Annotated in this window: 13 protein-coding genes; 1 reads left to right on the forward strand and 12 read right to left on the reverse strand. The window is 62.0% G+C overall.

Annotation, left to right across the window (positions count from 1 at the left end):
- The 4 genes from EN914_RS12515 to EN914_RS12530 all read right to left on the reverse strand — a co-directional run.
- Window positions 1-484 (reverse strand): ATP-binding cassette domain-containing protein (locus EN914_RS12515; RefSeq protein WP_127389101.1); only part of this gene is annotated, 484 nt, incomplete at its 3' end.
- The gene (locus EN914_RS12520) at window positions 453-1,277 is read right to left on the reverse strand and encodes an ABC transporter permease (protein WP_024504372.1); all 825 of its coding nucleotides are present in this window, start codon (window positions 1,275-1,277) and stop codon (window positions 453-455) included. The genes EN914_RS12515 and EN914_RS12520, both read right to left, overlap by 32 nt.
- The gene (locus EN914_RS12525; RefSeq protein WP_127389100.1) at window positions 1,274-2,260 is read right to left on the reverse strand and encodes an ABC transporter substrate-binding protein; all 987 of its coding nucleotides are present in this window, start codon (window positions 2,258-2,260) and stop codon (window positions 1,274-1,276) included. The genes EN914_RS12520 and EN914_RS12525 overlap by 4 nt, the downstream gene beginning before the upstream one ends.
- Before the next feature lie 33 nt (window positions 2,261-2,293).
- Complete coding sequence (locus tag EN914_RS12530; RefSeq protein WP_013532063.1) at window positions 2,294-2,503, reverse strand: hypothetical protein; 210 nt, start codon at window positions 2,501-2,503, stop codon at window positions 2,294-2,296.
- 363 nt (window positions 2,504-2,866) lie between these two features.
- Here EN914_RS12530 and EN914_RS12535 point away from each other — a divergent pair, with 363 nt between their 5' ends.
- Entirely contained in the window at window positions 2,867-3,247 is a 381-nt protein-coding gene (locus tag EN914_RS12535) for a cytochrome c family protein (protein WP_024504374.1), read from the forward strand.
- 47 nt (window positions 3,248-3,294) lie between these two features.
- Here the strand turns inward: EN914_RS12535 and gph are convergent, their stop codons facing one another.
- From gph to EN914_RS12575, 8 genes are all read right to left on the reverse strand, one after another.
- Window positions 3,295-3,996, reverse strand: a complete 702-nt coding sequence (gene gph / locus EN914_RS12540) for a phosphoglycolate phosphatase (RefSeq protein WP_013532061.1) — start codon at window positions 3,994-3,996, stop codon at window positions 3,295-3,297.
- On the reverse strand, window positions 3,993-4,550 hold the full coding sequence (locus EN914_RS12545; protein WP_024504375.1) for a thioredoxin family protein: 558 nt from the start codon (window positions 4,548-4,550) through the stop codon (window positions 3,993-3,995). Before EN914_RS12545 ends, gph begins: the two co-directional genes overlap by 4 nt.
- Window positions 4,551-4,571: 21 nt before the next feature.
- Window positions 4,572-5,258 (reverse strand): ribulose-phosphate 3-epimerase, encoded by a 687-nt coding sequence (gene rpe / locus EN914_RS12550; RefSeq protein WP_013532059.1) that lies wholly within the window; start codon window positions 5,256-5,258, stop codon window positions 4,572-4,574.
- A 58-nt stretch (window positions 5,259-5,316) separates the two neighbouring features.
- Complete coding sequence (gene cbbX / locus EN914_RS12555; RefSeq protein WP_024504376.1) at window positions 5,317-6,255, reverse strand: CbbX protein; 939 nt, start codon at window positions 6,253-6,255, stop codon at window positions 5,317-5,319.
- A gap of 7 nt (window positions 6,256-6,262) precedes the next feature.
- Window positions 6,263-6,697: a ribulose bisphosphate carboxylase small subunit gene (locus EN914_RS12560; protein ID WP_013532057.1), complete on the reverse strand. Its 435-nt coding sequence runs from the start codon at window positions 6,695-6,697 to the stop codon at window positions 6,263-6,265.
- An 18-nt stretch (window positions 6,698-6,715) separates the two neighbouring features.
- Entirely contained in the window at window positions 6,716-8,209 is a 1,494-nt protein-coding gene (locus tag EN914_RS12565; RefSeq protein WP_013532056.1) for a ribulose-bisphosphate carboxylase large subunit, read from the reverse strand.
- Window positions 8,210-8,230: 21 nt separating this feature from the next.
- Window positions 8,231-9,310: a class II fructose-bisphosphate aldolase gene (gene fba, locus EN914_RS12570; protein WP_024504378.1), complete on the reverse strand. Its 1,080-nt coding sequence runs from the start codon at window positions 9,308-9,310 to the stop codon at window positions 8,231-8,233.
- Between the two features lie 11 nt (window positions 9,311-9,321).
- Window positions 9,322-9,523 (reverse strand): transketolase-like TK C-terminal-containing protein (locus tag EN914_RS12575; protein WP_164778726.1); only part of this gene is annotated, 202 nt, incomplete at its 5' end.

Consider the following 9,523-nt stretch of genomic DNA (forward strand, 5'->3'; position numbering starts at 1 on the left):
AGACAAAGGGTTCGTCCAGGAAAAGCACCGCCGGCTCCGTGGCGAAAGCCCTGGCAAGTGCTGCCCGGCGCGCAAGGCCGAGCGACAGTTCGGCAGGATAGAGCGAGCGCATGGCCGCGAGGCCGAGCGTGTCGAACAGCCCGTCGAGATCTTTCGCCCTCAAGCTTTTCGGCAACGCCAGCCTGACATTCTGCTCCACCGTTCGCCACGGCAGCAGGGTCGGTTCCTGGAATACGGCGGCGATGCGGTTCGAACCTCCTTGCGGCAACTGGAAGGAGCCGGAAAAGTCTTTGTCCAAGCCAAGCAGGATACGCAGCGTCGTGGTCTTGCCGCAGCCCGACGGTCCAAGCAAGCAGGCGAATTCGCCTTGCCGGACCTCGAAGGAAAGATCCTGAAGCGCCGTGATCGAGACGCCTCGCGCGGACCTGAAGGTCTTTTCGGCGATGTCGACCTTAAGCGGGACGACGGCGCCAACGGGTTGCATGTCGTTCAACGGGCTGCACCAGGAGAAGTTCAATGACAAGCATCACCGCCACGAAAGCCAGCGTGTAGGCAAGAATGGCGGCGACATCGAAAAGCTGGAAATAGAGATGGATCTGGAAGCCGACACCGTTCGAGCGGCCGAGCAGTTCGACGACCAGGACGATCTTCCAGATGAGGGCGATGCCGGATCGCGACGCGGCGGCAAGATAGGGCTGCAATTGCGGCAGCAGGATATGGCGGATGCGATCAAGGCGGCCGAAGCGATAGACGGTGGCCATCTCGGCATAACTTGGATCAAGTGTCCTGGCGCCTTCACGCATCGTCACCACGACATTCGGGATCTTGTTCACTGCCACTGCGCCGATCGCCGCCGCCTCGTTGAGGCCGAACCAGATGTAGCCGAGGACGATGACCACCAGTGCCGGGATGTTGAGGAACAGAATCACCCACGGGTTGAAAAAACGGTCGACGCGACGATAGCTGCCGAGCAAAACGCCGATGACGGATCCGATGATCATTGCGACGATATATGCTGCGGCGACCCGGCCGAGGGTCACGCCGAGATGGTAAAAGAGGTCGCCGCTCGCAGCCTCCCTGAGAAGCACCTGCCAGACCTGCCCAGGTCCTGGAAAGGCACGGCTTGGCCAGACGCCTGCCGCAAGGTTCCACAGCAGGCAAAGCCCGAGCAGGGAAACCGCTACGGTCAGCGCGGGCGCCAGTGCCGTCGCCAGGCTGCGTCGGCCGGACATGCTCGGCGGGGCATCACGCGTGCCGTCGGTTTCCAATGCGGTCATTTCCAGGGTTCCTGCCAGAATGTGCCGGGCGCCATCTCCGGCGCGCTGCCGACCAGCTTCGCGCCGCCGATCGCCGCCAGCACATGGTATAGCCTGCCGGCGTCAGCCGCTTCCTCGGCGACCGACCGTCTGGGAATGCCCTGACGATAGCGATCGCGCAGTTTTTCCAGTTCCTTGCCTTCCGCGCGAATGATCGGCGCCAAGCGCAGCCATTCGTCATCGGATCTGGCCAGCAAGTCCTTGGCTTGCGCGGACGCCCTCACGAACCCCCTGACGGCATCGGGGTTCTCGTTCGCCCATTGGTCATGGAAGACGTAACCGAGCGCCGACACGGGTCCCAGAGCCCCAAGCGTCTTTGCCGCGTCATTCACGCCGATCAATCGACGGAAGCCATTGGCCTCGAGACGGGCGCAAAAATGCCAGAAATTCAGCACTGCATCGAGTTCGCCCTGTATCGCCTTTTCCGAAATCAGCGGCGGCGCGCCAAAGACGATGTCGCTGGTTGCCGACAGGTCGACGCCGAGATCGCGTCTGGTCAGCGCTTGTATCAGCAGCCAACTCTTGTCGAGCGGGCCGCCGGCGACGCCGATCTCAAGGACAAGAAGATCGGCGACCGTCCGGATCGGTGAACCCTCCTTCACCATGATCGCGCCCACGGCGGTGGAATAGGGGAACAATGTGAGGTCGCCGCCTTCGGAGCGCTGGCGCGAGACCCACAGCCAGTCGGAGACGATCATGTCGATCGCGCCAGCCTGCATCGCGACATTGGTTGCATCCTCGCCGGCGAAGTCGATGATCTCCAGATCGATCCCGTTAGCGGCATCGAACTTGTGCTGCCGTAGCGTATCGAGTTCCCAACTCACGGTTCCAAACTTCAGCACACCGAGGCGAATCCTGGCTGCCGCAACGGCTGGCCTGGTAGCAAGAACAGCGGCTGTCCCGAGAACCGCCAGACGCAACGTCATGCGCCGTGAAACCATCATGACACCTCCTCCCCAGGGTTCCGCGCTGCCAAATCAGATGGCTCGTTCCTTGCTCGGAAATGCGCATTTCCAGCGCATGACCTTGAGGGTCGGGTGTTCTTGAGACCATTTCGCGATTTCGCTGGGGGCAAGGAACATGCATTGGAACAGGGTGCCGCGGCTCTCGAAATAGAGATGTTCGTCTCGGCAATTGCTCGGATTGGCGCTGAGGCAAACCGTCAATATGAGATCGACCATGTCCATTCAGCACCTCTTGCGCGTTCCCAAACGCCCATCTCGGCGAGTCCAGCCCAACCAGGAGCCAGGACAAAACCGCCACTTGCCGGATTTCTCAAGGTGCCAATGGAGAAACCGGAATGAGGTCAAGCTACGCGCTCGCCCAATAGCCGTCAACAAAGACGAATGGACAGGATCCTTGAGAACCCAGGCCTCTAAACCTTTGTACGATTGACTTTCACAACATGCCGATTAGCTTCCAGGTGACGCGGCGCGGCTCCACGGGAGAAGCGGAATTTCCACGCCACCGCGTAAGGCGCATGCCGACGGATCAAAGGATCGGCATGCGCAAATCGTCCAGGGCACCCAGACGATCAATGAGGAAATACCATGCGCGCAATCGCATTTTTCGCAGTCATGTCCGTTGTGCCCTTCATCGCGAGCCAATCCCAGGCACAGGACGCGGCGGCGGGTGAGAAGGTCTTCGCCAAATGCAAGGTCTGCCATGTCGCCGACCAGGACAAGAACAAGGTCGGCCCGTCGTTGAACGGCGTCATCGGCCGAACAGCCGGCACGCACCCGGGGTTCAGCTATTCTCAGGCGATGGTCGCGGCAGGCAAGTCCGGCGTCAAATGGGATGAACCCACGCTGAAGACTTACCTTCACGATCCCAAGGCCATGGTCAAAGGAACAAAGATGGCGTTCGTCGGCCTCAAACAGGACGAAGACATCGCCAATGTCATCGCCTATCTGAAGCAATTCTCGAAATAGCGCGCCGCCGGCCGTTCGAACTTGCGTTCGGCCGGCGTTCGCCTCGATCACGCATCGGCTTGCAGCCCCTGCATTGCCGAAGGCAGATCGAAAAGGCTGTCGCAAACAAGATCGGCGCCAAGCTCTTCCACCGGAATGTGGCTGTAGCCGCCACGCAGCAGAATGACGGGCATGCCGGCGGCGCGTGCGGCGCCCAGGTCAGCGCCACTGTCTCCGACCAGCAGCGCGTCACCCGGGTCGACGCCTAGCTGTGCCAACGCCAGCAGCAGGGCATCGGGCGCCGGTTTCAGGTATGTCACCGCGTCTCCGCCGACGATCGCACCGAAATATTCCGTCAATCCGAAATGAAGCAGGATTTCGCGGGTCGCCAACTGCGGTTTGTTGGTTGCCACCCCCATGCTTACTCCGCCCAAATGAAAGTGGGTGAGGGCCTCCCTGACGCCAGGCATCAGCCTTGTCAGGCCGGTCAGGTGCCGGCGGTAGATAGGCGCCATGACGCGGTTTGCCTCATCGAGAGCGTTGCCGAGCAGTGGCGCTCCCGATGCCGCGAAGGCTCGCTCGATCAGTTTCCTGACACCGCCGCCGATCATGGCCTTGACCCGGTCCAGGCGCAGCGGCGGCAGATCGCGGCTGGCCAGCAATTCGTTGACGGCGGCCGCTATGTCCGGTGCCGAGTCGACCAGCGTGCCGTCGAGGTCGAACAGGATCGCCTTCGGCGATCGAAGCGGCCTACCTGCGCCGACGTTCATGCGTCATCCTTCCACTTGATCGAGCAGCCGATCGAGGCGACCTGGTCCAGCGGCCCGTCGCCGGTTCGGGCAACCTGCTTCATCGCCTCGAACAGATCGCGTCTCAGCCCGGGCGCTCCGGCTTCTCGTCGCGAGGCGTCCAGCCGACCGCGATATTGCAATCCCAACTCGCTGTTGAACCCGAAGAAATCGGGAGTGCACACCGCCACGTAATCGCGCGCTACAGTTTGGCGCTGGTCGTGCAGGTAAGGGAAGCTGAAGCCGTTCGTCGTGGCGAAGAGCTTCATTTGGTCGAAGGAATCCTCCGGGTAGGTGTCGGCATCGTTCGAGTTGATTGCGACAAAGCCGATACCTTCGGCCTTGAGGTCGTTGGCATCGCACACGATACGTGAAATCACCGCCTTCACATAAGGGCAGTGATTGCAGATGAAGGCCACGACCAGGCCGTTCGGGCCGGCCTGGCTGAGGATCGAATGCGACCTGCCGTCGACGCCGGGCAAAACGGCATCGATCGCGCGCCAGCCGAAATCGCAGACAGGGGGAACGGCCGCCATGCTTGCCTCCGATGAAATGGTTTACGCGGCTTTCCGGATCGCACCGTCGGCCGCCTGTCGGATGGTTCCAATGTTGGCGCGGTAGGCCGCCTCGGCGCCTCCCTTGAACACGGCCGACCCGGCGACCAGCACATTGGCGCCGGCCGCGGCGACCAGCGGGGCGGTTTCGGCCGTGACGCCGCCATCGATTTCGATGTCAATCGGGCGGTGGCCAACCAATGCCTTGATTCGCCTGATCTTCTCGATGACCGCGGAAATGAAGGCCTGGCCGCCGAAGCCTGGATTGACCGTCATCAGAAGCACCAGATCGAGCCTGTCGAGCACATACTCGATGACGCTCTCCGGCGTCGAAGGATTCAGCGATACGCCGGCCTTCTTGCCGAGATTTTTGATCGCCTGCAGGGAACGATCGAGATGCGGCCCGGCCTCTGCATGCACCGTGATGATGTCGCAACCGGCGTCGGCGAACGCGGCCAGATAGGGGTCGGCCGGCGCGATCATCAGATGGCAGTCGAAGATTTTGTCCGTTCGGTCGCGGATCGCCTTGATCACCGGCGGACCGAAGGTGATGTTGGGCACGAAGTGGCCGTCCATCACGTCGAGATGGATCCAGTCGGCACCCGCCCGCACGACAGCTTCGACCTCGTCGCCGAGCCGCGAGAAATCCGCGGAAAGCACGGAGGGTGCGATGATTGTCCCGGTGACCATGGTCGTCGTCTCCAATTCTGTCTGCGGTGTTGGTCGCTGCGCCGGCCGCTTCGTCCTGTCAGCGCATCTTCGTCTCCGGTTCGCCTTCCAGTTTCCCTTCCGCGAACACGCGGCTGCCGCGAATGTCGGATTCCTCGATGGTGATAAGATCGGCCTTGGTCAACACCCGGCTGCGCGATGCGAAAAGCCGGTTAGCCTGCCGCAGCCGCGCCCGGTCAAGCCCATTGCGAACCGAACGCGCGTTGGAGAAATGCGGCAGCCTCATGCGGATCGGAAGATACTCTTCGAGCGCCTGGGACGCCGCCTCGCTGAGGCGATAATTCTGCTCCGCGAGCATAATCTCGGCGATCGATTTCAGTTCGCTGACGCCATAGTCGGGGAAGTCGAGGTGGTGGGCGATGCGCGAACGCATGCCGGGATTGCTGTCGAAGAAGCGGTCCATCTTGTTCTTGTAGCCGGCAAGGATCACAACCAGATCGTCACGGTTGTTCTCCATGCACTGCAGCAGGATTTCGATCGATTCCTGGCCGTAGTCGCGTTCGTTCTCTGGCTTGTAGAGATAGTAGGCCTCGTCGATGAAAAGCACGCCGCCCATGGCACGCTTGATCACCTCGCGGGTCTTGGGCGCGGTGTGGCCCACATACTGGCCGACGAGATCGTCGCGAGTCACGGCGACCATGTGGCCTTCGCGGACATAACCCAGACGATGCAGGATTTCGGCCATCCTCAGCGCCACCGTGGTCTTTCCGGTGCCGGGATTTCCCGTGAAATTCATGTGCAGCGTCGGCGCGCCCGATGTCAGTCCGAACCTGCGGCGAAGCCGGTCGACCAGGAGGAGGGCGGCGATCTCGCGGATGCGGGTCTTGACCGGCTTCAGGCCAACGAGTTCTCGGTCGAGCTTGTCCATCACCTCGTCGATGTTGGACGCCTCGAACTCGGCCTGCAGATCAACCCTCGCGTCTTGTGCGGCAGCGTCCTTTGTCATCGCGTTCAGCATGGTTCGGCTAGCTCCGCTCGCCTTCGGGCCTGTCGGTCGCATAAGGCACGATCGAATAACCCTGGCTGCGGCCGTCACGCTCCTGGCGCAGCAGCCGGAACCCGGGTTCGCTGGGCGGCCGGTTGACAATGAACGACATGCGCGGCGCTTCCCAGCCCTTGGTCGAATCGAAGGCGGTTACCCGCACATACATGTTCGGACAGGCTTTCCGGCAAGCATTGACCTCGAGCAGTATGCCCGCCGGATCTTTCAAGTCGAACATCGGGTTGCCGTACATTTCCCAATAGGTATTTCGCGGATGCGGATCGTCCGTGTACTCGACGCTGACCGCCCAATGGTTCTTCAGCGCGTATTTGATCTGCGCCGAAATCTGCTCGTCGGTCAGGTCGGGCAGGAACGAGAACTGCCCCTGTGTGACCTTGTTTCCCGGATTGGTCATCATGACGACGGTTCCTTTCGTCTAGAAGCTGGGCGTTGCGGTTGGCACGAAGTCGGCCGTGTCGGTCGATTCGTAGTTGAAGGTGACGTCCTTCCAGGTCTCCAGGGCAGCCTTCAGCGGCGTGCACCATCTGGCTGCCTGTTCGAGGATCTTGGTCCCTTCGCGCAAATAATCGCGCCCCTCGTTGCGGGCCAGGATCATCGCTTCCAAGGCGACGCGATTGGCCGTCGCGCCTGCCTGGATACCGTCCGGATGGCCGATCGTGCCGCCGCCGAACTGCAGGATGACGTCCTCGCCGAGATAGTGGATCAACTGGTGCATCTGGCCGGCATGGATGCCGCCCGAGGCAACGGGCATCACCTTGTTGAGCGAGGCCCATTCCTGATCGAAGAACAGCCCGGTTTCGAGGTTCTGCGGCGTGCGCTCCTCGCGCAGCGTGTCATAAAATCCCTTGATCATGAGCGGGTCGCCTTCCAGCTTGCCGACCACCGTGCCGGCATGGATATGGTCGACGCCGGCCATGCGCATCCATTTGCAGATGACGCGGAAATTCATGCCGTGGTTCTTCTGGCGCGAATAGGTCGAGTTGCCGGCACGGTGCAGGTGCAGGATCATGTCGTTGCGGCGTGCCCACTTGGCCATCGACTGGATCGCTGTGTAGCCGATGACCAGATCGATCATCACGATGCAGGAGCCAAGTTGCTTGGCGAATTCGGCGCGCTCGTACATCTCCTCCATCGTGCCGGCGGTGACGTTGAGGTAATGGCCCTTGACCTCGCCGGTGGCAGCCGACGCCTTGTTCACGGCCTCCATGCAGTAGAGGAAGCGGTCGCGCCAATGCATGAAGGGCTGTGAGTTGATGTTCTCGTCGTCCTTGACGAAGTCGAGGCCGCCCTTCAGCGCTTCATAAACGACGCGCCCGTAATTGCGTCCCGACAGGCCGAGCTTCGGCTTCGTCGTCGCGCCGAGCAGCGGCCGGCCGAACTTGTCGAGCCGCTCACGCTCCACCACGATGCCGGTCGCCGGCCCCTGGAAAGTTTTGAGATACGCCACCGGGATACGCATGTCTTCCAGCCGCAAAGCCTTGACTGCCTTGAAGCCGAACACATTGCCGATGATCGATGCGGTCAGGTTGGCGATCGAGCCCGGCTCGAACAGGTCGAGGTCGTAGGCGATGTAGGCGAAGTACTGTTGCTCGGTCTTGGTTCCGGGACCGGTGTTCGGCACCGGCTCGGATCTGAACGCCTTGGCGCGATAGAGCTCGCAAGCTGTCAGCCGGTCGGTCCACACCACGGTCCACGTCGCGGTGGAGGATTCACCGGCGATGGCGGCTGCCGCCTCCTCGTGGTCGACACCGGGTTGCGGCGTGATCCGGAACATGGCGATCAGATCGGTTTCCTTGGGCCTGTAGTCAGGCTCCCAGTAGCCCATCTTCTTGTAGGGGATGACCCCTGACTTGTAGCGCTCCTTGCCTTCCTTGAGCGTCCCCGCTGGCAGTATGTCGATCTTGTTCATGACAGGTCTCCTGTTTGTTGCTCAGGCGGCTTTCGCGGTTGCGATTTGGGGGTCGAGTTTTCCCGCGGCGTAACGTTTCGCCATCTCGTCCATGGCGATGACCTTGATCTTCGAGGCGTTGGACGCCGTACCGAAACGCTCGAAGCGGTCCCGGCAAAGGTCGCGCAAGGCATCCATGGCGGGCTTCAGGAATTTGCGGGGATCGAACTCGCGCGGGTCTTCCGTCGCGACGCGGCGGAACTGCCCGGCCATGGCCATGCGGCAATCGGTGTCGATATTGACCTTGCGCACGCCGTAGCGGATGCCGCGCTCGATCTCCTCGACCGGGACGCCAAAAGTCTGGGGCATCTCGCCGCCGTATCTGTTGATGATGTCCTGCAACTCCTGCGACACAGAGGAAGAGCCGTGCATGACCAGATGCGTGTTGGGCAGCTTCTCGTGGATCGCCTCGATCACCTGCATGGCCAGGATGTCGCCGTCCGGCTTGCGGGTGAATTTGTAGGCACCGTGCGAGGTGCCGCAGGCAATCGCCAGCGCGTCGACCTGGGTTGCGGTCACGAAGTCGACCGCCTGATCGGGATCGGTCAAGAGTTGGTCGTGGGAGAGCGCGCCCTCGGCGCCGTGGCCATCCTCGGCCTCGCCTTGGCCGGTTTCCAGCGAGCCGAGCACGCCCAGTTCGCCTTCGACGGAAGCGCCGACCCAATGCGCCATACGTGCGACGCGTTCGGTTATGGCGACGTTGTAGTCGTAGCTTGCCGGCGTCTTGGCGTCCGCCATCAAGGATCCGTCCATCATCACCGAGGTGAAGCCGTGGCGGATCGCGGAAAGGCAGGTGGCCTCGCTGTTGCCGTGGTCTTGATGGATGCATAGCGGGATGGTTGGGTGGATTTCGGTCAGCGCCTCCATCATCTTGGCCAGCATGATGTCGTTGGCATAGGATCGGGCGCCACGCGAAGCCTGGATGATGACAGGCGCGTCGCAGGCCTTGGCCGCTTCCATGATGGCGAGGCCCTGTTCCATGTTGTTGATGTTGAATGCCGGTACGCCGTAGCCGTGCTCGGCGGCATGGTCGAGAAGCTGGCGAAGGGTGATGCGAGCCATTGTGAATCCTCCTAGATGATGAGCTTCAGCGCCGCTGCAGCAACCGCTTCGGACGTTATGTTGAAATGCCGGTAGAGGTCGGGGGCAGGGGCGCTGGCGCCGAAGCCGGTCATGCCGACGAAAGCGCCGGTCTCGCCGATCCAGCGGTCCCAGCCCAGCCGGGCTGCCGCTTCGACCGCGACGCGCGGCGCCGAGCCGAGGACGGCCTTGCGG

The organism is Mesorhizobium sp. M7A.F.Ca.CA.001.08.2.1, assembly GCF_003998455.1.
Lineage (GTDB): Bacteria > Pseudomonadota > Alphaproteobacteria > Rhizobiales > Rhizobiaceae > Mesorhizobium > Mesorhizobium ciceri.

Coding starts and splice junctions, on each gene's coding strand:
- EN914_RS12520 (WP_024504372.1), bottom strand. CDS start 1,277: ATGACCGCATTGGAAACCGACGGCACGCGTGATGCCCCGCCGAGCATG.
- EN914_RS12525 (WP_127389100.1), bottom strand. CDS start 2,260: ATGATGGTTTCACGGCGCATGACGTTGCGTCTGGCGGTTCTCGGGACA.
- EN914_RS12530 (WP_013532063.1), bottom strand. CDS start 2,503: ATGGACATGGTCGATCTCATATTGACGGTTTGCCTCAGCGCCAATCCG.
- EN914_RS12535 (WP_024504374.1), top strand. CDS start 2,867: ATGCGCGCAATCGCATTTTTCGCAGTCATGTCCGTTGTGCCCTTCATC.
- gph (WP_013532061.1), bottom strand. CDS start 3,996: ATGAACGTCGGCGCAGGTAGGCCGCTTCGATCGCCGAAGGCGATCCTG.
- EN914_RS12545 (WP_024504375.1), bottom strand. CDS start 4,550: ATGGCGGCCGTTCCCCCTGTCTGCGATTTCGGCTGGCGCGCGATCGAT.
- rpe (WP_013532059.1), bottom strand. CDS start 5,258: ATGGTCACCGGGACAATCATCGCACCCTCCGTGCTTTCCGCGGATTTC.
- cbbX (WP_024504376.1), bottom strand. CDS start 6,255: ATGCTGAACGCGATGACAAAGGACGCTGCCGCACAAGACGCGAGGGTT.
- EN914_RS12560 (WP_013532057.1), bottom strand. CDS start 6,697: ATGATGACCAATCCGGGAAACAAGGTCACACAGGGGCAGTTCTCGTTC.
- EN914_RS12565 (WP_013532056.1), bottom strand. CDS start 8,209: ATGAACAAGATCGACATACTGCCAGCGGGGACGCTCAAGGAAGGCAAG.
- fba (WP_024504378.1), bottom strand. CDS start 9,310: ATGGCTCGCATCACCCTTCGCCAGCTTCTCGACCATGCCGCCGAGCAC.